We start from the raw sequence: 20,742 nt of genomic DNA on the forward strand, positions 1-20,742 counted from the left end.
CGCATATGGGAAACTACAAATTGCTGGCGCTCGACATGGACGGAACGCTGCTTACGGAAGACAAAGAGATAAGCGCGGAGAACAAAAAAGCGATCGCCGCAGCTCTTGAAGCGGGCGTGACGGTCATTTTCTCGACCGGCCGCGGCGTGCAGAGCGCGATGCCTTATGTGACGGAACTCGGTCTCAAGACGCCGATGGTTACGGTCAACGGCAGCGAGGTATGGGAAGCGCCGGGCAAACTGCACAGCAGGAAGCTGCTCTCCGTAGATCTCGTGCGCAGTCTGCACGAAATTGCGGTACAGCACGATACCTGGTGGTGGGCGTACGCCGTCGACGGTATCTATAACCGTGACAACTGGGCGGAAGACCTTGCAAGCCATCAATGGCTGAAATTCGGTTATTACACCGAAGACGAGGCGGCATTGCGGCAGGTTCGCCGGATAGTGGAGAGCTGGGGGCAGCTTGAGGTTACGAATTCCCATCCGTGCAACATCGAGCTGAATCCGCTTGGTGTGAACAAGGCGAGCGGGGTTGAAGCGGTATGCGGCTTGCTCGGCATTGGGATGTCGGAAGTGATCGCGATGGGCGACAGCGAGAACGACATTGCCATGCTCACCGCCAGCGGCTTGGGGGTAGCGATGGGCAATGCGCAGGAAGGCGTCAAGCGGATTGCCGATATAACCACAGCAACGAACGAAGAGCACGGGGTTGCCAAAATAATTCATGAATATATCCTGAAATAGGAGATCGTCAAGCATGGTTGTGACAGGCTGGATATTGGTTATACTGCTGTTTGCCGTGGGCATGGCCGGTGCGGTCTATCCGGTGCTGCCCGGCGTGCTGGCGATCTACGGCGCTTTTTTCGTCTACGGTTTGATGATCGGTTTTGAACCGTTCGGCGTTTCGTTCTGGCTCATTCAAACGTTGATCGTTGCGGTCATCATGGTGGCGGATTATGCGGTCAGCGCGATGGGCGTCAAAAAATTCGGAGGCTCAAGGGCCTCGATAATCGGAAGCACCGTCGGCCTGATTGTCGGCCCTTTTGTCATTCCGGCATTCGGCATCATCCTCGGCCCGTTTATCGGCGCCGTCATCGGGGAAATGATCATCGGGACCGGGTGGCAAAAAGCGCTCGGCGCCGGAGTCGGCTCGGTGGTCGGCTTTTTCGCCAGCAGCGTGGTCAAGATCGTGCTGCAGCTGGCTATGATCGTTGTTTTCCTCATCTGGATTTTTCACAACTAAACGATTGGGAGAGAAGGAACGGACGTTGACGAAGGAAACAAAAGACTCGCTCGTAAAAGGGACGCTCATTCTCACCGTGGCCGCGCTTGTAGCGCGGTTTCTCGGCGTTTTTCAGCGTATTCCGCTGGTCCATTTGCTGGGAGATGCGGGCAATGGAAGCTATTCCATCGCATTCAGCCTGTATTCGACCTTGCTTGTCATTGCGACCGCGGGAATTCCAAGCGCATTAAGCAAAATGATATCGGAAAAAAACGCGCTCGGCAGGCAGGCCGAGGCCGCGCGCATTTATAAAGCCGCCATCTGGTTCGCGCTGGTTGCGGGGGTTGTCATGACGGCTCTGCTTTACGCATTCGCGCCGATTTACGCGGAAACGATCTCCCGCGGCGGCGAGAACGCGACTTTGGCGACGCGGGCTATCGCGCCCGCGCTGCTCATGTTCCCGCTGATCGCCATCATGCGGGGCTATTTTCAGGGCCGGCAAAATATGATGCCGAACGGCATTTCCCAGGTCGTCGAGCAGGTATTCCGGCTCGTGACCTCGATTGCTCTGGCCTATTTCCTGCTGCAAGCCGGCCTGGGCTGGGCTGTAGCCGGAGCCTCCTTCGGCGGCGTTGTCGGCGGTGCCGCAGCGCTTGCGGTTATGCTGTATTTTGCGCTGAAGCTGAGGCGCCGGGATGCAGCAGCCGCAGAAGCGGCGCCCCGCCAAACCGCAGCGGCTGCTGTAGAGGCTGGGGGGCCTGTGCCTGAGCTGCCGCGGTACCGGGAAATTTACCGGAATCTGCTGCGGCTGTCGATTCCGATCGTTTTGTTCTCGATGACGGTTCCGCTCGTATACAACATCGATACCTCGATGATTATTCCGCTGCTGGAAGGCAAGATCGGCGCGCAGGAAGCGCTCGGACTTGTCGGCATTATGGGCGGACGGGCCCAATCGCTGGCGGGTATTCCGATCATTTTGGCCGTCGCGCTCAGCCAGTCGGTTGTGCCGATTATTTCGGCGGCTTACTCCCGGAAAGACTTGACGCAGGTCAGCAGCCAGACGTCGCGCGTGCTTCAGCTGGCTATTTTGTCAGGGCTGCCTGCCGTACTGATGATCAGCATTGCCGCCAGACCGCTGGATCTGATGCTGTTCGGCTATGAAGATTCGGCCTACGGGATCGCCCATGGCCCGCATATGATTTCGCTGTTGACGTTAAGCGCGATGTTTCAGGTCATCATGCAAACCTCGGGAGCCGTCCTCATGGGGATGGGCCGGATGAAGCCGCTTATCGTTCATGTCGTAATCGGCGTAGCGGTGAAGCTGGCGGGGAGCTTGCTGCTGGCGCCGTTATGGGGGATATACGGAATTACGGCGTCCACCGGGCTTTGTTTTATCGCCATGAGCTGGCTCAACATTCGCGCCATTCGCAAGGAAGTGGCCTTCACCGTGCTCGGCAGACGAACCGCCGGCCTTGCGCTGACAATCGCCGTAATCGCGGTCTGCGGTCTTGGCATAGAATGGCTGACCCATCACTATGTCCAGTTGTTCGCCTGGTACCGCATGAATGCCGCCGTCAATTCCGTCATTGTGTGCGCGGTGACGATAGCGTTGTACCCGCTCATGCTGCTGGCGACCCGCGTCGTGACGAAAGACGACGTCAAAAGCTTTCCCGCGCCGCTGCAAAAGCTCATCGGCAAAGCCGGACGCCTGCTCGGCCGCGCCTAAGCTTTACAGCTCCGGCAGCGCTTGCTCCGCTGCGACGGCGAGTTCGATTTTGTTCAAGCCGAAGCAGGCTTCGGCTGTCATCTCGAACTCGAAGGGCACGGGAATCGGCCGCATGTGCATGACCGGCTTGCGGTAATCGTCGAACCAGTCCCCCGGTTCGACGGGCGCAAGCAGCCGGTCGGGCCATGCCCGGGGCAGCGCCGGACTATAAAAGGGATCGGCCCCCTTTTTCAAATGAAGGCCGCTCAGCCTCTCCTCGTATTTTCCGGCAGGAGGGGCTTTTTTGACGCTTGTGAAAAGCTGGGGCCAATAGTCCGACCGGGAGGCGGTATGAGGAGTCTCCGCGGCAAATTTCAGCACGCCTTGATGGACGACGGGGATGCCGTACAGGATCGCATACAAGCTTTTTCCGAATTCGATGCGTTCGTTTAAGTTGCCGAAATTTTCCAGAGTCAGACCGGCCAGGCGGGGGTGAAGATGCACAGGCGATTTGGCGCCAAGCGGGGCCAGGTAAGGGAAGAACACCTGATTCAACTGCAGCCAGGCTTGCGTTTTAAAAGCGGGCGTGTCCAGCACAGTCTGCTTGTAGTGACGATTCCGGACGATTCGCTGTTCGATGTAATTTTGCTCGTTTATGATCAGGGCGATCGTCAGGGGGATGGGCTCCTTGTGCCTCCAGTAATCGTTCCAGACAGCCTCCATAAACGCGGATACGCCGAAATGAGGCAGTAAATGAAACAAGCTGTGCCCCCGCTTTTTGCTCTCGGCATACAGCAGCAGCTGTGGGTACGCATCGCGGAAAATAAGCGCGTTCGCCCGTTCGAGGAAAGCGAAGGTGTGTTCGATGTGGGCTTGTGACAGCAAACGCGGGAGCAGCTCGCCTCGCAAATCCGTCATGCACCACCCGCCGTTGCGCGATACCATATGGGCGAGCAGCGCCCAATGCAGCTCGGGGTGCTCCTGATAAACCGCCCAGTACGCTTGCGTGCGCGTTACATTGTTGCGGTTTTTTCGCTGAACAAGCTCTTTCAGGCTGCTGACCAAAAGCTTTTCTTGCGAAGCAAGAGGAGGGAGAGCGGCGCCGTCCTGCTGCAGCCGAAGCCGGAGCTTCAAGCTGTGCTCCAGGCGCCGGATCGTCTCGGGAGAAAGGGGCATCCGCCCGGCCGCCGTTTCCGCGGCTTTCATCGAGTACATCAGTGTGGATGCTTTGTTTTTGAACATTTGCAGCAGCAGCCTGGGGAGCCGCACCGCTTTTGCTACAAACCCGCCCATGCCTCCGCTTCGCTTATCGGCGGAATTCGCCACAGTCATCCCTCCGTTCCTTGAGCCTGAGCTGCATAGATGAGGCCACAAATTATTGTGCGCTCATTCTTTAAAGGCTATGTTGAAAGCGGAAATAAATTTCCGGCGGAGCCGGCGAAAATCCCGCTTATACGCGGGGGTCAGGGGAGCATTTGGCGGCACCCCGCGACCGCAAGTTCTGCGCGGCACACTGTTTCGTTTGCGGAGTGGCGAAAAAGTGGCATCCGTGCAGCGCGCTCCCGAATACGGGTAAACCACGTTAGCGGTAATTAAATAAACTGCCGGCAGCGCTCAGGAAAACCTGCAAGAGCATAACCCGGACGCTGGGAGGCAGCACAGCAACTTGGTTAAGGGGAGAAAACCTGTTAAAGTCGTACTGCCGAGAAACTCACTCACTAGGAGAGAGTACATCAGCACGGCTGCGGGAGAAATCCCTGCCCAGTACCCCCCCCCAATGCCAGAGCCGATGGCATCATCTGCCTACCCAGAAGCCCCACGTCAGAGCCGATGGCACCATCTGCCTGCCCAGAAGCCCCCGCGCCAGAGCCGATGGCACCATCTGCCTGCCCAGAACCCCCACGTCAGAGCCGATGGCATCATCTGCCTACCCAGAACCCCCACGTCAGAGCCGATGGCACCATCTGCCTGCCCAGAACCCCCACGTCAGAGCCGATGGCATCATCTGCCTACCCAGAACCCCTACGTCAGAGCCGATGGCACCATCTGCCTACCCAGAAGCCCCCGCGCCATAGCCCAATTGCACCATCTGCCTGGTTGTACTCAAAAAACCTGCAAAAGTACAGTTTTTGCTCAATTGATACGCGGGCCACGGTAAAATTCCTGCAATTGTGCAGGCTTTTCGCCGCGAACATGGGGCTCAGACCATCTGTAATCGAAAATTCCTGCACAATCGCAGGCTTTTCGTCAAAATGAACCATTTTTACGGAAAAAACCTGCACTTTTGCAGGTTTTTTCCGCCAAGCCGCTTTGTCCTCCCACTTCAGGGGCGCAACCTGTGCAGTATCCAATGATTAAAAACGATCTGACATTCTTGCCTGTCAGACAACTTGCAGAAATACTGGGTGTTAAAGTTGACTGGGATGGAAGCACAAGGACCGCAACGTTTGCGAAAAAAGAATAGATTTATTTCGAATTTACCAGTCTCTCTAAACGCAAAATAAACCTCCATCCCCACTTTTAAGCGCACCGCTCGCAATCACGCTAACGCAACCCGCACGGTTCTCGCGACCCGCGGTTCTCGCAAGCGTAACGCACACGGTTCTCGCGACCCGCGGTTCTCGCAAGCGTAACGCACACGGCTCTCACGGCGAGCGGTGGGGCGCTGCATGACGGCGGCTGGCCGCATGCAGTGGTTTTGGAGGTTTATTCGTGTTGTTTCCGGACAGCGCAGGTACGCTACTCGGTGTCGTCGGATGGGCGCGAAGCTGGAGCCGCCGTATCGGGAACAGCTCCCGGCTTCGGCAGGCGGCCCGCGCGATGGAGCGCGTCGCGCAGCACGTATTCGATATGGCCGTTCACGCTGCGGAATTCATCTGTAGCCCATCGCTCCAATGCTTCGTACAATTTTGGATCGAGCCGGAGCGGGAAATTCTTTTTTGGAGCCATAGCTCTGTACCGTTAGTACAGCGTACCGGTATTGATGACCGGGCTCGCCGAGCGGTCGGATACGATCGCCACGAGCAAATTGTTGATCATCGCCGCTTTTTTCTCTTCGTCGAGATGCAATCCTTCGGCTTCCAACTGGCTGATCGCCATTTGAACCATGCCTACTGCGCCTTCCACGATTTTTTGCCGTGCGGAGAGAATGGCGGAAGCCTGCTGGCGCTGAAGCATGGCGCTGGCGATTTCCGTCGAGTAGGCCAGATGGGTAAGACGGGCTTCCAGCACTTCGACGCCTGCGACGGAGAGTCGTTCCTGCAGCTCCAGGCTCAGTTCGGCTGCGACTTCGTCGGCATTGCCGCGCAGCGAGTAGCCCTCGCCTTCATAGCGGTCGTACGGATATTTGCTGGCGACGTGGCGCAAAGCGGCTTCGCTTTGAATTTCCACGAACTTGTCGTAACTGTCGACTTCGAACAAAGCTTTGTACGTGTCGACAACTTTAAACACGACGACGGCCGCAATCTCGATCGGATTTCCTTCGACATCGTTGACTTTCAGCTTCACACTGTTAAAGTTGCGGACCCGCAGCGAAATTTTCTTTCTTGTCGAGAAAGGAACGATGAGCCAAAGCCCGCTTTTGCGGATCGTGCCGGAATATTTGCCGAAAAAAGTAATGACGGACGCCTCATTCGGCTGAACGATCGTGATCGTCGTGCTGAACAGGAAGCCGAGGATGGAAATAATGATGCCGGGAGCGACCGATCCCAGGACGAGCAGCACGATGCCGATACCAACAGCAATCAACGACAAAACGAAACCAAGAAAACCGTTTACAGACCAAGCTTTTGCTTCTTTCATGAGTTCCAACTCCTTACGCGATAATGGTTATATTAATTTGATATTCTTATGATATCACTTTTTACTTTTAATGTAAATACACCAAAAAAATAATTTAAGCAATTGTGATAATAATTATCATTATTGATTACACTATGAGGTAGACATAGAATGCGGATTTTACCGACGCAGTAAAAAGAAAGAAGGAACCACGAGGTTCCTTCTGACGGATTCCATCTTATTTAGTTTCAAAAGTTTTGCAGTCGGTTTCTCCGGAAGTGTCTGCGTTTTTTGCAGCGTGGTTCACAATGTAAATGGACGATGCGGTGCATTTGTTCTGGTTAGCCCAGTAGCGGCAGGAATCTACTTCGCACAAAACGTCTTTGGCCATAATCGCTCACCTCCTCGCGCCAAAAGCTGCAGCACAAAACGTTCTTCCCGAACCAGGTGGCTCTGATTCGTACAGGCGATTTTGCGCTGTATATAGTATGGACAAAATGACGCATAAAAATAGGATCATTTGTAAATTTTTAAAAAGAAGAAGCCGCTTGTCCTTTCTGGGGCTTCATTCCCGGCTTCAATCCCTTGACACTGCCGTTCGGTCGTGATATACCTAAGTAAATTCCAATGCAATGAGGTGGATATCATGCGTAAAATTTCGAACGAACAACAGTTTCAGGAGCTGATCGCGCAGCCTTCCTTAACCGTAGCCGTTTTCAAAACTACCTGGTGCAAAGATTGCCATTATATCGAACCTTTTATGCCGGACATCGAGCAAGCATATGCGGACCGCATTGCTTTTATCGAGCTGGATCGCGATGAGGTGCCGGATTTGTGCGAGCAATTGAACATTCTCGGCATTCCGAGCTTTATCGCTTTCCGCGAAGGGCAGGAATTGGTTCGCTTTGTCAGCAAGCTGCGCAAAACCCGGGAAGAGATCGAGCAGTTCCTGGACCGCGCCGTAGAAGTATCGGGTGCGCTGGCCAAATAAGGCGCCTGCTGCCCGGATCATATGGAAAGACGGCTCCCGGAAGGAACGTCCGCTATCGATGCATGATTGTCGGCGGGCGGTTCCCGGGGCCGTCTTTCTTTATTTTTCGCGGCCTGACGGTTTCAAGGCTTTGTAACATTTGCGAATGGATTTGCCCGTCAATTAAGGCTATAATTGAAAACGGATAGTACGATTCGACACATCTTTTGGAACAATGACATTCAAAGTAGGTGCCATGATGCAGCAAAAAATAATTCAAAGATTTGCGAATCTCTCGGCAATCGGCATGTTTCTGATTCTGGCCATGGGCGCGCTTGTTACTAAAGCCGACGCAGGCAGAGGCTGCGGAGACGAATGGCCGTTATGCCACGGGCAATTTGTGCCGGCGCACACGATCTCTTCGTTTATCGAATACAGCCACAGGCTCGTTGTCGGCATCGTTACGCTGGTGCTGATCGTTACGTTTTACCTCGTATTTCGCTATGTGAAGCGCAGCGACGCCAAATGGTTCATTACCGGCACAGTCGTGATGACGCTGATCCAGGCGGCTATGGGAGCTATGGCTGTCGTTTGGCCGCAGTCTTCCGTCGTGCTTGCGCTCCATTTCGGGCTCTCGCTCCTGGCCTTCGCTTTCTCGCTGCTGCTCGCTCTTGTATTTACGCCTTACGGGCAGTATCAAGGCAAGGGAATCGTCAAAAGCGGGTTTACAGCGCTTGTCTGGGTAACGACCGTGTATACTTATGTCGTCGTATATTTGGGAGCTTTCGTGCGCCATACGACATCGTCCGGAGGCTGTACCGGCTGGCCGCTGTGCAACGGTCAGGTCATTCCCGAGCTCAGCGGAGCGACCGCCATCGTCTTTGCCCACCGCGTAGCCGCGCTGCTGCTGTTCATATGCATTTTGGTTCTGTACCTTCGGGCGAAAAGACAGTATGGCGAATCGGATACGATGTTTCTGGGCAGCAAATGGGCGCTGATTTTCGTCCTGCTGCAAATACTAAGCGGCGCCGTAGTTACCTGGTCGATGGGCAACGAGCTTGCTTACTTATTGACCGGCATGGTCCATGCAGTTATCGTAGCCTGTTTGTTCGGTTTCCTCAGTTATTTATGCGTTTTGACGCTTTATTACCGCAAAGAGAAAAACTAAGCCGTGCCATGGAAGCCTTCGTAAGAAGGCTATTTCCATGCTAAGGCGAATAAATTTTGCTAAAAGTCGAAAAGGTGGGAACATAGATGGTACCTACAAATTTACGAGCCTACCTCGAAATTTTACGCCGGGAAAATCAACTGATCGAAATATCGGCTCAGGCGCCAATCGTCATCGATGCCCGCATGAAGCCCGGTTACCCGGATGAGCTTGTGCCTCGGGAAGATATCGTGGAATTGGTAGACAACCGCTGGAAGGAATATTTTGCATGAATTCCGGTGATTCGAGCAAGCTTCTCCCACATTTGGGGTTCGTCCTTGTTTACATTCTCTGGGGAATTAACCTGTCTTCGATGAAAATCGGGGGACAGGAATGGGACCCTCTCGTGTTCAACGGGCTCCGTTTTGCGAGTATGATTCCGATTTTGTGGGTATATACTTATTTCTATTATCGATCGCGGAAGCTCAAAGCGCATATCGCCGGCCGCGACTTGCTGCTGATATGCGGTCTGGGCGTTCTGAACGCCGTCGGAATGGAAGCGATGCTGCAGTATGCGCTGCAGTTTTCCAATTCCGCCAACGGCGCTGTGCTGGGCCGGGGCTTTATGCCGGTTATTACTGTGATCATCGCTCTGGTAACCAGGCAGGTGAAGCTGACATGGCGGATCGCGGTCGGCATACCGCTTGCCCTTTGCAGCGTGATCATTATCGTATCCGGCGGCGCGGAAGGCTTTCATCTGGGCGCGAATACGCTGCGCGGCGACATTTTGCTCCTGATGCGGAGCGGGATGGGAGCCGTTTATTTGATCGGCATGAACCGGCTGGTGCAGCGCTATCCGCTGCCGCTGCTGATTTCGCTGGAAATGACGGCCGGCGCCGTGTCGCTGCTGCCTTTCGTGCTGTGGAATGTCGATGGCGCCTACTTGGCCGGCATATCGCAGACCGGATGGATCAGTCTGATCTACACTTCGTTGCTGGCTACGGCGTTAGGTTTTTCCATCCATAACTGGAGTCTGGGCCGTCTGGGACCGTTCAAGTCATCGGCTTACGGATACTTGCTTCCCGTGACGGCGGCGGTGGGGGGAATATTTTTACTGAACGAATCCATCTCCCTGAATCAGTACATCGGCGGTGCAGGCGTGCTTGCTGCGATGTATTTGGTGCAGCGCGACCGCGGCCGCGCCGGCAAAGTTTCTTCCGCGCCCCAAAGCGCGAAACTTTAAAACAACATGGAATCTGAACAATGGGGTGAGGGGTATGCTTAGAATGTTATTTGGCGAGCCCAAACGTTCGGATAGCGGGCTGTTGCTCGAAGCAGGCGATGCGGTGAGGAGCTATATCCGCTCCCTGCAAGCCGGAGGCCGCGATGGACATGCTGTTTCAAGCAAAAAGCATCACCGGTTGTCAATCTGGAGCAAAGGGTTCCTGGACGCGCTGGATGAGCTTGAGCAAAGCAAGTACTGCTGTGAACGCTATGCGGCGAACATTCATAAAGCCTATTTGGAAGAAATGAACCCGCAGGAGCTTGAAGATTACCGCCGTTTCGTTTACTTCTACAAAAATGCATTCATTCGCGTGTTTTCCATATTGGACAAGCTGGGAACGTTTATGAACGATTTGTTCGAGATGAAGACCGAAGCTGTCAAAAGCCGGTTTTCCTATTTTACCGTCCTGCGGCGCATGCATGAGAACCATATCCACAGCTCGCTTGAGCTCCAACTCTACAATTTGAAAATGGAATATAAAAGCCCTCTGGATCGCCTGCGGAATCAGCGCAACATGGAGATTCACTACATTAATGCGGAAATGCTGGATGATTTGATGCAAAAGGAGCCTGTTCCGGGCGACCGCATTCACGTGGAAAATGTGAAATCGAACGTGGACGATCTCCAGCAAGGGTTTGACATGGTGTGCCGCACGTTGATCGTGGCTTTTTCGTATATAACGGCAAAGATCGCAAAGGGGTAAGATAACCATGGAACTGAGAGGGCGAACAGCTCTGATTACAGGCAGTGCCAAAGGGCTCGGGAAAATGACCGCGCTTGCGCTTGCGGCGCAAGGCTGTGACGTTGCCGTCAACTACGTAACCAGTGAAGCGGAAGCATCCCGGCTCGTTCAGGAACTGACGCAGCTCGGCGTTCGGAGCATTGCCGTTCAAGGGGACGTCGCCAAGCGCGAGGATATCGTGCGAATTGTGGAAACGGCGGCCTCCGGACTGGGGCCGATCGATATTCTTGTGAACAATGCCGGGCCCTTTTACAGAGAAAGGCGCTTTTTTGCCGACTATAGCATGGACGAGATCGAATATTTGACGCGCGGCAACCTGCTGGGGGTCATGGAGCTCGATCATCTCGTTCTGCCGATGATGAGAGCGCGCCGATGGGGGCGGATCATTCATTTCGGCTTCGGCAAAGCCGCGGAGGCCAGAGGCTGGACGCACCGGGCCGTCTATGCGGCCGCCAAGGTAGGACTCGTTTCCTTCACGAAGACGCTGGCGGAAGAGGAGGCCGAAAGCGGCATCACGGTAAATATGATATGTCCGGGCGATATTCGCGGCCATAACAAAGAGCGGACGATGCAGCAGGCCCGCCTGGAAGCGGACGGCGAAACGCCGGTCGGACGTCCGGGAACGGGCGAAGATGTCGCCCGGGCCATTTCCTTCCTGTGCTCGCCGGACTCGGACTTTATTACCGGCAACATCATGGACATTTCCGGCGGGCTGGACCCGATCCAGCCGCTCCCCGTTTTAAAGCAGCGCAAGCTGGACTCCTAGGAGTCTGTCCGATGCACCACGTAGAAGGTATATATACATGCAAAATGACAGTAATTATGCAGCGTGAACGGAAATATAAGGGTCATTATTCACACCGGCATGCACAAAAGCAGCTCCGCCCGCCAGACTCCTAGCCGCAGCAAAAAGAGCTTACCGCAGAGGTAAGCTCTCTTAATTTTAAAGCTTAGAATACTTGTACGACTTCTTGAACGCCTTCGACTTCTTCAACCAGCGCTCTTTCGATACCGGCTTTGAGCGTGATCGTGGAGCTCGGGCAGCTGCCGCAGGCACCCATCAGCTTCAGCTTAACGATTCCGTCTTCCACGTCGACCAGCTCAACGTCACCGCCGTCGCGTTGGAGAAAAGGACGAAGCTTATCTAAAACTTCAAGGACTTCATCATACATTGTTTCTTTTGTATTTTCAGTCATATTGAATCATCTCCTTTCTTTTATTATTATAGTACAATAAAGTACAAATGAAAATGGTTTTCAAGAAGCATGGAAAATCAAAAGTTAGGTGGATTTGTCCAATGAGACCGATTATTGAATTTTGCGCCAGCAACATGCACCACGGCACAGATAAAGTTATGAAAGCACTTGAGCAAAATCCGGAATACGATGTCGTCGAATACGGCTGTCTTGGCAATTGCGGGCAGTGCTATATGGAACCTTACGCGTTGGTGAATGGCGAAATCGTCGCCGCGGAAAGCGCGGAACGCCTTCTTGACGTTATTATACAAAAAATCGGCGAGCTCGAAGCGATGTACGATCTTCTCGGCGAATAAGCGTCAGCCGAAGTGGTGCTTGGATTTCCAGAGCACACCGCTTTTAATCGCCCGGGCAATTTTGCCGGTCATGAGGGTGCGCTTGCCCATGATGCCGAATCCTGCTTTTTTGCCGAGCGAACCGAGAACCCCTTTGAGCTTGATTTTGCCGAGCCGAGGGGTATCGCCGTTCCAAATCGCCAGCATAACCTCGGCAATTTGCCTGCCCTGCGCTTCGGCCGCCTGAGCGCTCGGAGCGAACGGGAGCGAGGCGCAGTCGCCGACGACGTACACGTCCGGATAATCCGGGATCTGATGGTACCCGTTGAGGATCACACGGCCCTGCTTGTCTTTGGGAACGTTCATAGCTTGAACGATCGGGCTTGGCTGGATGCCTGCGGTCCAGACCGTCACATCGGTTTTGATGATTTCGTCCTGATTGTACAGATCTCCGCCGTCCAGCCGGACAAGCGACACATTCGGTCTGAGCTCAATGTCATGCTCTACCATCCAGTCTCTTACATACTGCTGCAGATTGTTAGGGAAGGAAGACAACAGACTAGCTCCGCGGTCGATCAGACGGATGTTCAGGTCCGGTCTGCTCTCGCGAAGCTCGGATGCCATTTCGACACCGCTTAATCCGCCGCCGATAATCGAGATTTGACCGTATGGCGCGACATCGTTCACCTTTTGATAAGTAGCCCGTGTCTGGCAGAAAGTCTGAATGCTGCAAGAATTCTCCTGGGCGCCGGCGATACCGTGATAACTGTCTACGCAGCCCAAGCCGACAACAAGCCAATCATACGTTAACGGTTCTTTGTCGGCAAACAGTACCTGCTTCTGATCCAAATCCACTTCCGTTACCTCTCCGTAAGTAAGAATCAGGCGAGGATCCACCGGATAGGCAACACGTACGTGCGTCTCTGCAACGGTGCCTGAAGCAAGCGCATAATATTCCGTTTTTAAACCTTGAAATGGACTGCGATCCACCAACACGACAACCGTATCATCGGGCAGCTTCTTTTCCAGCAATTGTAAGGCTATGGTCAACCCGCCATAACCCCCACCGAGAATGACAAACTTTTTCATCTGTGCCAATATCCCTTCTAGTCTCTAGATCTACGTATAATATTATGACTAATAAACCTTAATTTCATTATAAAAGGTATCGCGTTCCACCGGAATGCGGCCGGCGCCTTTGATCAGCCAGACAAGATCGTCCTTGGTCAAGCCCTCGGGCGACGTGGCCCCGGCCGCGTGCGAGATCCGTTCCTTCACGATCGTACCGTGCGCATCGGATGCGCCGAAAGCGAACGACAATTGGGTCAGCTTGGTGCCGATATTAATGAAATAAGCCTTGATGTGCGGGAAATTATCGAGCATCAAGCGGCTGATAGCGATCGTCTTCAGCTCGTCAAAAGCCGGCACGCGGCGCTTAATTCCGGCATTTTTGCTGGCCGGCTGAATCGAATTCGGAATAAATACGAGGAATCCGCCCGTCTCGTCCTGCAGCTCGCGCAGCAGCGTCATATGATGAACGCGCTCCTCCAACGTTTCAATCGAGCCGTACAGCATGGTCGCATGAGTTTTCATGCCAAGCTGGTGCGCTGTACGGTGCACTTCAAGCCATTCTTCCGAAGAGGCTTTTTCCACCCTCATCTTGGACCGGTAGCGCTCAGTTAAAATTTCCGCGCCGCCTCCAGGCAGCGTCGACAGCCCCGCATCCATCAGCGTCTTCAGCACGTCGCGGTAGCTGAGCCCGCTGATCCGCGAGAAAAATTCAATTTCCGCCGCGGTATGCGCCTTAATGGTAACATCGGGATAAGCCTGCTTCAGCTGGCGGATGCAATCCACATAGTATTCGAACGGTACGTGGGGATTATGCCCCTGGCTAATGTGAAACTCCCGCAGCTCCGGATGATAATGCTCCGCAACATACTCCAGCATTTGTCCGGGCGTAAGCGTATAAGCCCCTTCCTCACCCTCATCGCGGCGGAAATGGCAAAATGCGCAGTGCTCCTCGCAAACGTTGGTGAAGTAGAGGCTCATATTCTCGACAAAGTAAACCTTTTTTCCGTTCAAGCGCAGGTTCACTTTATTTGCTAATTGACCAATGGTCGGAAGATCGTCCGACTGATAAAGGAACAAGCCGTCTTCCAGCGATAAGCGTTCTCCGTGCTCCACTTTATCGGCGATTTCGGCCATCCGTTTTTCAGGGTTCGTGATCACGACACTCATGATTTTTCCCTCCCCATCTCAATATAAACCTTTATTATTATAAACCTATGGGCAGAGAGGGGCAATATGTACAGGGCGATAATCTGGCGGCAGACCCCAAACTATTAGCCTTTCCACAACCTGCCATGAAGATATTCCCAATAAGTGAAGATTCCTGTATACTAAATTATTGTGAGAATGTTAGATTAAGGTGATAAAATCGTGCTAACGACTTTCCTAACCGAACCGCAGGAGCGGCTTCATATACAAATCGAACAGCTTAGAGACCAGATGGTGCGGCTTGGCAGTCGGCACGGCCTTATGCATCCCGAAGTTCTGCAGTGCAGCAGAAACCTGGATCAATTGCTGCTCCAGTATTACGCGCTAAGCCGAAACAACAAATGAAGGAACGAAGGACGCCCGAGCCCTTGAGCATTCTTCTCATTAGGAGTATACTTGTTAGTAAGCAATACGAATAGGAGGGATTTCCTAATGATCACGATCAGCGAATCAGCGTGTGATAAAATTAAAGATCTTTTGGCTTCTGAAGAATCACCGAACCTGTTCCTGCGCGTCGGCGTCAAAGCCGGAGGCTGCAGCGGCTACTCTTACGGGATGGGGTTCGACGACGATCAGAAGGATGACGATAAAGTAATGACGATTCATGGCCTGAAGGTCGTCGTAGACGAAGACAGCGCGAAGTACTTGTACGGCGTCGAAATCGACTACCAAGACTCCGGCATGGGCGGCGGCTTCACCATCAACAATCCGAATGCGGTGGCATCCTGCGGCTGCGGACAGTCGTTCCGCACGAAGGAAGAGGACGCGGCGTTAGCGCAGCCTTGCGAGGATTAAGGGTTGTCCTTCTGACACTGAGGCGATAACCGAGGCACCTAGCGATTACGGCCTCCTGACGAAATATTCTACGTGAATATTCCATCAGGAGGTTTTTGTTTTGCATCCGCGGTTAGTTTATTTCAAAGTTGGCAATTGGCGGAAAGTAGGAAACGCGCTTGCAAATGGTTGGCTTATCAAGGTTAAGCGTAACGTGAAATTTGCACTATACATGCGTGATGAGTAGTGTTCGCCCTGAAATCGGCCGAATAACGCCAAAAGCTTAACGCTGTTAAGGCGATCGCTGAAAAACTCGCTGGCCAGGACATCGTCTGGCGGCTGGCGGAGTGCGAGCGCAGAAAAACTGCAAAAGTGCAGGAATTTTCGGCCGTAGTGGCTCGATTGGGAGAAAAGCCTGCGATTGTGCAGGAATTTTTGCCGAAAACGGGTCTGAGCAAGAGTTTGGGCGGAAAAGCCTGCACATTTGCAGGAATATTTTGCATCGAGCCCATCGAGGACGTAAAAAGATGTACTTTTGCAGGTTTATGCGTGCGGTGCTGATCAGTAATGCGTTAGTGCAGGATTTCTGCGTGATGCTCGATCGGGAAGTGCTGGCGGGTGAGGGGGCGGAAGCGTGGCATGGGACTAGTGAGGGTATGTATGGCGAAAGCTGTGCCCGGTTACGTTATGTTTGAATGACGGAGCGCTGGCAATCGATAACTCGGAAATATATGCCGAAAGCATAAAGGCCATTTTAATCAATGCGAAAATAGTAGGCATTAAGCCGGTATTTTGAAATGATGACGGATTGGGCGAAGAAAAACAAAGTTCCTGTAAAAAATACCATTTTTATAAGATGGATATAGTTGAATTTTGCAGGTGCGGCAGGATGCAAGCCCCAAGTGTTGGGAGGATTTTTAGTTGGGAGAACTTTTAATGGTAGAAATACGTAAATTGACTATTCGGGATGCCGAAGCTTTTCGGGACATTCGTTTGCAGGCGCTTGGGGATTATCCCGAATCTTTCGGTTCTTCCCTGGAGGAAGAGCAGCATGTTACCGCCGAGAACTTGAGGGAGCGCTGGAATCGAACTCATTCGGACAACAATTTTATTTCGGGAGCTTTTGAAAATGGCGAATTAATAGGCGTTGCCGGATTTTTTCAATATCATCAAAACAAATCTAAGCATAAAGGTTATATTTGGGGTATGTATGTCAAATCCGACGCGCAAGGAAATGGAATCGGCACGCAAATCATGGAGTTTGTCCTGCACTATGCCAGGCAGGTTTCAGGGTTAGAACAAGTGCATTTATCAGTCGTAGGCAATCAGAAGGCAAAATTGCTTTACGAGAAAATAGGATTTAAAACATATGCTGTTGAAGAACGCGCCCTAAAAATAAACGGCCAATATTTCGATGAGCATCACATGGTCTATTTTCTGTAAAAATCATAAATTGCAGACGCTCCGGGCCGCGGTCCTGAGCGTCTTTTTGCGCGGAAAAAGCTTCCGGGATCACGTTTAAGACTTGTACGGTTCGTTACAGTTTGATCGTATGCTTGTCTATGAATCTGTGTGTTTTTTCATATACAATTTGTCGGAATCGACAGAAATGAGGAATTCTATGCGATTTTTCGTACAGATTTTCGATTCCGGCTTTCCAAGGCTAGATTGTGCACGAATTTTCATACACAATCCCCGCCCATATACCAAGATCAGCGTTTGGATGGTTCCGTCATCATCGTAGGCGACGTATTTCCGTCAGGATGGCTCTGGTTTACTGGCGCGCATTACTGTAGGCGAGCGGTCATCGCCATCTTCAATTTGACAATGATAATCATTATCATTTATCATAAAACCAACATCGATGTCATACATAACACAGAAGTCTATATCAGGAGGTTAACGATGGATTATCGTATTGAAAAAGATACATTAGGGGAAGTTCAGGTTCCGGCGGATAAATTATGGGCCGCTCAAACGCAAAGAAGTTTCGTCAATTTTCAAATCGGCACGGAAAAAATGCCGCTGCCGCTCATCCGGGCGTTCGGCATTTTGAAGCGGAGCGCCGCAGCGGTGAACGCACAGCTCGGCAAGCTGAACGCCGATAAAGCGACGGCGATTCAAGCGGCGGCGGACGAGATTATTTCCGGCACGCTGAACGAGCATTTTCCGCTTGTCGTTTGGCAGACGGGCAGCGGCACGCAGACGAATATGAACGTCAACGAAGTTATTGCGAACCGCGGCAATCAGCTGCTGGAGCAGCAGGGGCTTGACGGGCGTATTCATCCGAACGACGACGTCAACCGCTCGCAAAGCTCGAATGACACGTTCCCGGCCGCGATGCATATCGCTGCGCTGCTGGCCGTGGAGGATGAGCTGCTGCCCGCGATCGGAGCCCTTCAGACAACGCTTCGCGCCAAGAGCGAAAGCTATGCGGCCGTCATCAAAATCGGCCGCACCCACCTGCAGGATGCGACGCCGATCACGCTCGGACAGGAGATCAGCGGCTGGGTCCGCATGCTGGAAAAATCGGAGGCGATGCTTCGCCAAAGCCTGGAGTTTTTGCGCGAGCTGGCTATCGGCGGGACGGCCGTCGGCACGGGGATTAACGCCCATCCCCGGTTCGGCGAGCTGGTCGCCCAGGAGATCGGCCGGCTGACAGGCAAAACATTTGTTAGCGCCGCGAACAAATTCCATGCCTTAACGAGCCATGACGAGCTCGTGCACGTTCATGGCGCTTTCAAGGCGTTGGCGGCCGATCTGATGAAGATCGCCAACGATGTGAGATGGCTCGCCAGCGGGCCGCGCAGCGGGATCGGCGAGCTGACCATCCCGGCCAATGAGCCGGGAAGCTCGATCATGCCTGGCAAAGTGAACCCGACGCAGAGCGAAGCGCTGACGATGGTGGTGTGCCAGGTCATGGGCAACGATGCGGCTATCGGCTTTGCAGCGAGCCAGGGCAATTTTGAGCTGAACGTTTTCAAGCCGGTCATCATCTACAATTTCCTGCAGTCAGCCCGGCTGTTGGCTGACAGCATCCGTTCTTTCAACGAGCATTGCGCGGTTGGCATCGAACCGAACCTTGCGGTCATCAGCGGCCATCTGGAGCGCTCCTTAATGCTCGTTACGGCATTAAATCCGCATATCGGCTATGATAACGCGGCCGCCGTCGCCAAGCTGGCCCACAAAGAAGGCATTACGCTAAAAGAAGCCGTTCTCAAGAACCATGTTTTGAGCGAAGAGCAGTTCGACCGGATCGTCCGTCCTGAACTTATGATCGAACCGAAAGCGGAGTGAGCAGCGATGTGGAATGCAATAGCAATATCGGATACTCTGTACGGATTTCAACTGGAGCAAGGCTATCTGGAGCCTTGGGGCGCCGTAGGGCAAGTATCGTCTGGAGCGGGACGCTTGGAGCTTCGCGTCGATCTCTATTTGCTTGAGCTGGAGTCGGAAGATCAGTTCGAGAAGCTGCTGGACGCGATCCGGCAGTTCGCCGGACATAAGGCCGAGCAGCTCGGTTGTTCGGCTTGCCGAGTCGAATTTTCGTGCAAAGGGCTGGTCGAAGCCGACGCGAATCTTCCGCTTCCTTCCGCGCCGCATTCCAGCGGTTTGCTGGCCGTCGATCATCAATTTGCTGAAGAAATCGCCATGGACAACCGTTTGTTGAGCAAATAAGTATAGTCAATCTTATGATTTCACACATATAATTAACGAATTCATTTTTAGATGGAAGGTGATCTTGTTTGGGCATGTTGTATGAAATCGTCTGCCGCTCGAAGCAGCAGCTGGGCGATTATCATGATTTTGATGACAAAGGAGCGGAATTAGAGGTCGAGGCTATTATGCGCCTTAGCCATGATATTGCGGATCAAAAGTTGAAAGCTTTTATTTTGGAGGAAACAGAAGTTCTGAAATAACTTTGTATGAGGGGTTTTTGCCTGGAGCAACAAAATCGCCTTCATCTGCGTTTAAAAGTAAACGTCAGATTGGAGGCTTTTACCATGCGAAAAATTGTGTATGCCATGCTTGTGCTTGGTCTGCTGCTGCCATGGCTGGATGTTCGTCAGGCTCATGCCTGCTCCTGTGCGCAGCCTCCGGAACCGGCGGTGGCATTGGCAAAGGCGAACGCCGTATTTTCGGGAAAAGTGCTGCGAGTGGAAGAAGGAAGCCCGTTCAGATTGATGCGCAGCTCGGCGGATCCGGTTCGGGTCGTCTTCGAAGTTGCCGGCAATTGGAAAGGGGCGGAGGATTCGCAGATGGCCGTTTATACGGCGATGAGTTCAAGCTCCTGCGGGGCCGAGTTTGTCAAGGGCCAGTCGTATTTGGTGTACGCCTACGAGAATGAGGAGCGCCGTCTCGCCACCGGATTGTGCACCAGGACGACGGAGCTTTCTTTGGCTTCCGCCGATCTGCAAAAGCTGGGACAAAGTTCAGCGCCAACTCATCGTGTGAACTTGGCGGGTTATGGGGGGACTTGGGGCTATTTTGCCATCATCGCCGTTGTGCTGCTCGGCTTGTTTGGAATCGGCGTGCTGATCAAGCGGAAATGGAGCGCGTCCAAGTAAAAAGCCCCATGATGCGAAAAAAGAAAGGCCGTAGTGCCAGGGGAACTGCATTTCCCTAATACACCATGCGGCCTTTAATTTTTACGTTTTCGCCGTATTTGGCTCTCATCAGTTTGCTTTGCTCCAGCATGTATGCGTAAATTTCTTTCAGACGGCTTTTGCGAGGCTTGATAGTTTCCTTGATTTCCCCATTCAGTACGATATCGTACACGATCATTGCTCATTCACTCCTTTCCTGGAAAATTACCTTATGGACTTATTGTATGCGGTTAATATTAAATGACGATTAAATTAATTTTTCAAATTTGTGAACAAGATTACGGTTTTGTTAATTCTATGTTGATTGGTTCCTGTAGAACTGATCATTTTTTTTTATCGGATGAGCGAATCCACCGGCTGTGAATAACTTTATTCACATTATCCCCTTTGCCAGCAGACAGTTTGTGACACCTATCAACATGTTACCCACAGGTTATTCACAATCTTCTGTGGATAACGGAACGCTTGTTCTAATGTTAAGCCCATGATAATATAATTACAAATTCTAGGAATAAAGGTGATTGCGGTGAGATTAATTAGTGATGAAACGTTGATCGACTCTTACTACAAGGCACTGGATTTAAAATTGGAAGCGGATTTCGTAGACTTGCTCTTTGCGGAAATCAAGAGGCGCAACTTGAAGCTGGATATATATTTGAAGGATGAGGCTCCGCTGAACTGAGCTTCTTTTTTTTTCGGGCTG

The 20,742-nt window shown here is 52.6% G+C and carries 28 protein-coding genes; 20 read left to right on the top strand and 8 right to left on the bottom strand.

The window, feature by feature from the left end:
• Window positions 1–5: 5 nt before the first annotated feature.
• The 3 genes from AC0LWT_RS04870 to AC0LWT_RS04880 are packed head-to-tail and all read left to right on the top strand — an operon-like array spanning window position 6 to window position 2,947.
• The gene (locus AC0LWT_RS04870; RefSeq protein ID WP_474680085.1) at window positions 6–743 is read left to right on the top strand and encodes a Cof-type HAD-IIB family hydrolase; all 738 of its coding nucleotides are present in this window, start codon (window positions 6–8) and stop codon (window positions 741–743) included.
• 13 nt (window positions 744–756) lie between these two features.
• Entirely contained in the window at window positions 757–1,242 is a 486-nt protein-coding gene (locus tag AC0LWT_RS04875) for a DUF456 domain-containing protein (RefSeq protein ID WP_474680086.1), read from the top strand.
• A 25-nt stretch (window positions 1,243–1,267) separates the two neighbouring features.
• Entirely contained in the window at window positions 1,268–2,947 is a 1,680-nt protein-coding gene (locus tag AC0LWT_RS04880) for a putative polysaccharide biosynthesis protein (RefSeq protein ID WP_474680087.1), read from the top strand.
• Between the two features lie 3 nt (window positions 2,948–2,950).
• Here AC0LWT_RS04880 and AC0LWT_RS04885 read toward each other — a convergent pair whose 3' ends face one another.
• The gene (locus tag AC0LWT_RS04885) at window positions 2,951–4,252 is read right to left on the bottom strand and encodes a DUF2515 family protein (RefSeq protein ID WP_474680088.1); all 1,302 of its coding nucleotides are present in this window, start codon (window positions 4,250–4,252) and stop codon (window positions 2,951–2,953) included.
• A 1,024-nt stretch (window positions 4,253–5,276) separates the two neighbouring features.
• Here AC0LWT_RS04885 and AC0LWT_RS04890 point away from each other — a divergent pair.
• Window positions 5,277–5,390, top strand: a complete 114-nt coding sequence (locus AC0LWT_RS04890; protein WP_474680261.1) for a stalk domain-containing protein — start codon at window positions 5,277–5,279, stop codon at window positions 5,388–5,390.
• Window positions 5,391–5,665: 275 nt separating this feature from the next.
• Here the strand turns inward: AC0LWT_RS04890 and AC0LWT_RS04895 are convergent, their stop codons facing one another.
• The 3 genes from AC0LWT_RS04895 to AC0LWT_RS04905 form a co-directional block, all read right to left on the bottom strand.
• Entirely contained in the window at window positions 5,666–5,875 is a 210-nt protein-coding gene (locus AC0LWT_RS04895) for a type II toxin-antitoxin system antitoxin (RefSeq protein WP_474680089.1), read from the bottom strand.
• A gap of 12 nt (window positions 5,876–5,887) precedes the next feature.
• Window positions 5,888–6,727 carry an SPFH domain-containing protein gene (locus AC0LWT_RS04900; RefSeq protein ID WP_474680090.1) on the bottom strand — a complete coding sequence of 280 codons (840 nt, stop codon included), beginning with the start codon at window positions 6,725–6,727 and terminating at the stop codon, window positions 5,888–5,890.
• A 217-nt stretch (window positions 6,728–6,944) separates the two neighbouring features.
• Complete coding sequence (locus AC0LWT_RS04905; protein WP_474680091.1) at window positions 6,945–7,097, bottom strand: DUF1540 domain-containing protein; 153 nt, start codon at window positions 7,095–7,097, stop codon at window positions 6,945–6,947.
• A 255-nt stretch (window positions 7,098–7,352) separates the two neighbouring features.
• Between AC0LWT_RS04905 and AC0LWT_RS04910 the strand changes: the two genes are divergently transcribed.
• The 6 genes from AC0LWT_RS04910 (at window position 7,353) to AC0LWT_RS04935 (ending at window position 11,616) form a co-directional block, all read left to right on the top strand.
• Window positions 7,353–7,697: a thioredoxin family protein gene (locus tag AC0LWT_RS04910; protein ID WP_474680092.1), complete on the top strand. Its 345-nt coding sequence runs from the start codon at window positions 7,353–7,355 to the stop codon at window positions 7,695–7,697.
• Between the two features lie 235 nt (window positions 7,698–7,932).
• Window positions 7,933–8,844 (top strand): COX15/CtaA family protein, encoded by a 912-nt coding sequence (locus AC0LWT_RS04915; RefSeq protein ID WP_474680093.1) that lies wholly within the window; start codon window positions 7,933–7,935, stop codon window positions 8,842–8,844.
• A gap of 86 nt (window positions 8,845–8,930) precedes the next feature.
• Window positions 8,931–9,116 carry a hypothetical protein gene (locus AC0LWT_RS04920; protein ID WP_474680266.1) on the top strand — a complete coding sequence of 62 codons (186 nt, stop codon included), beginning with the start codon at window positions 8,931–8,933 and terminating at the stop codon, window positions 9,114–9,116.
• Entirely contained in the window at window positions 9,113–10,066 is a 954-nt protein-coding gene (locus tag AC0LWT_RS04925; protein ID WP_474680094.1) for a DMT family transporter, read from the top strand. The genes AC0LWT_RS04920 and AC0LWT_RS04925 overlap by 4 nt, the downstream gene beginning before the upstream one ends.
• Window positions 10,067–10,100: 34 nt before the next feature.
• Window positions 10,101–10,811, top strand: a complete 711-nt coding sequence (locus AC0LWT_RS04930) for a Cthe_2314 family HEPN domain-containing protein (RefSeq protein ID WP_474680095.1) — start codon at window positions 10,101–10,103, stop codon at window positions 10,809–10,811.
• A 7-nt stretch (window positions 10,812–10,818) separates the two neighbouring features.
• Window positions 10,819–11,616 (top strand): SDR family oxidoreductase, encoded by a 798-nt coding sequence (locus AC0LWT_RS04935; RefSeq protein WP_474680096.1) that lies wholly within the window; start codon window positions 10,819–10,821, stop codon window positions 11,614–11,616.
• Window positions 11,617–11,800: 184 nt separating this feature from the next.
• Here the strand turns inward: AC0LWT_RS04935 and AC0LWT_RS04940 are convergent, their stop codons facing one another.
• Entirely contained in the window at window positions 11,801–12,046 is a 246-nt protein-coding gene (locus AC0LWT_RS04940) for a NifU family protein (protein ID WP_134751012.1), read from the bottom strand.
• A gap of 101 nt (window positions 12,047–12,147) precedes the next feature.
• Between AC0LWT_RS04940 and AC0LWT_RS04945 the strand changes: the two genes are divergently transcribed.
• Window positions 12,148–12,402, top strand: coding sequence for a YuzB family protein (locus AC0LWT_RS04945; RefSeq protein WP_474680097.1), 255 nt, complete (start codon window positions 12,148–12,150; stop codon window positions 12,400–12,402).
• Window positions 12,403–12,405: 3 nt separating this feature from the next.
• Here AC0LWT_RS04945 and AC0LWT_RS04950 read toward each other — a convergent pair whose 3' ends face one another.
• Window positions 12,406–13,470 carry an NAD(P)/FAD-dependent oxidoreductase gene (locus AC0LWT_RS04950; protein ID WP_474680098.1) on the bottom strand — a complete coding sequence of 355 codons (1,065 nt, stop codon included), beginning with the start codon at window positions 13,468–13,470 and terminating at the stop codon, window positions 12,406–12,408.
• 48 nt (window positions 13,471–13,518) lie between these two features.
• On the bottom strand, window positions 13,519–14,619 hold the full coding sequence (gene mqnE / locus AC0LWT_RS04955) for an aminofutalosine synthase MqnE (protein ID WP_474680099.1): 1,101 nt from the start codon (window positions 14,617–14,619) through the stop codon (window positions 13,519–13,521).
• Window positions 14,620–14,820: 201 nt separating this feature from the next.
• On the opposite strand from mqnE, the gene AC0LWT_RS04960 reads away from it, so the two are divergent.
• From AC0LWT_RS04960 to AC0LWT_RS04995, 8 genes are all read left to right on the top strand, one after another.
• Window positions 14,821–15,003: an aspartyl-phosphate phosphatase Spo0E family protein gene (locus AC0LWT_RS04960; protein ID WP_474680100.1), complete on the top strand. Its 183-nt coding sequence runs from the start codon at window positions 14,821–14,823 to the stop codon at window positions 15,001–15,003.
• Between the two features lie 87 nt (window positions 15,004–15,090).
• A complete protein-coding gene (locus tag AC0LWT_RS04965) occupies window positions 15,091–15,453 on the top strand; it encodes a HesB/IscA family protein (protein ID WP_474680101.1) in 363 nt (120 codons plus the stop codon).
• 326 nt (window positions 15,454–15,779) lie between these two features.
• Window positions 15,780–16,127 carry a hypothetical protein gene (locus AC0LWT_RS04970; RefSeq protein WP_474680102.1) on the top strand — a complete coding sequence of 116 codons (348 nt, stop codon included), beginning with the start codon at window positions 15,780–15,782 and terminating at the stop codon, window positions 16,125–16,127.
• Between the two features lie 226 nt (window positions 16,128–16,353).
• Window positions 16,354–16,875 (top strand): GNAT family N-acetyltransferase, encoded by a 522-nt coding sequence (locus AC0LWT_RS04975; RefSeq protein WP_474680103.1) that lies wholly within the window; start codon window positions 16,354–16,356, stop codon window positions 16,873–16,875.
• A 462-nt stretch (window positions 16,876–17,337) separates the two neighbouring features.
• Window positions 17,338–18,729 carry a class II fumarate hydratase gene (fumC, locus tag AC0LWT_RS04980; RefSeq protein WP_474680104.1) on the top strand — a complete coding sequence of 464 codons (1,392 nt, stop codon included), beginning with the start codon at window positions 17,338–17,340 and terminating at the stop codon, window positions 18,727–18,729.
• Window positions 18,730–18,735: 6 nt separating this feature from the next.
• On the top strand, window positions 18,736–19,110 hold the full coding sequence (locus tag AC0LWT_RS04985; RefSeq protein ID WP_474680105.1) for a hypothetical protein: 375 nt from the start codon (window positions 18,736–18,738) through the stop codon (window positions 19,108–19,110).
• 68 nt (window positions 19,111–19,178) lie between these two features.
• Window positions 19,179–19,352, top strand: coding sequence for a hypothetical protein (locus tag AC0LWT_RS04990; protein ID WP_474680106.1), 174 nt, complete (start codon window positions 19,179–19,181; stop codon window positions 19,350–19,352).
• Between the two features lie 84 nt (window positions 19,353–19,436).
• A complete protein-coding gene (locus tag AC0LWT_RS04995) occupies window positions 19,437–20,000 on the top strand; it encodes a hypothetical protein (RefSeq protein WP_474680107.1) in 564 nt (187 codons plus the stop codon).
• Between the two features lie 55 nt (window positions 20,001–20,055).
• On the opposite strand, the gene AC0LWT_RS05000 is transcribed toward AC0LWT_RS04995, so the two are convergent.
• The gene (locus AC0LWT_RS05000; protein ID WP_474680108.1) at window positions 20,056–20,217 is read right to left on the bottom strand and encodes a mechanosensitive ion channel protein MscL; all 162 of its coding nucleotides are present in this window, start codon (window positions 20,215–20,217) and stop codon (window positions 20,056–20,058) included.
• A 348-nt stretch (window positions 20,218–20,565) separates the two neighbouring features.
• Between AC0LWT_RS05000 and sda the strand changes: the two genes are divergently transcribed.
• A complete protein-coding gene (sda, locus tag AC0LWT_RS05005) occupies window positions 20,566–20,721 on the top strand; it encodes a sporulation histidine kinase inhibitor Sda (protein ID WP_474680109.1) in 156 nt (51 codons plus the stop codon).
• Window positions 20,722–20,742: the final 21 nt, after the last annotated feature.

The sequence above is a fragment of the Paenibacillus sp. sgz302164 genome, from assembly GCF_056120505.1.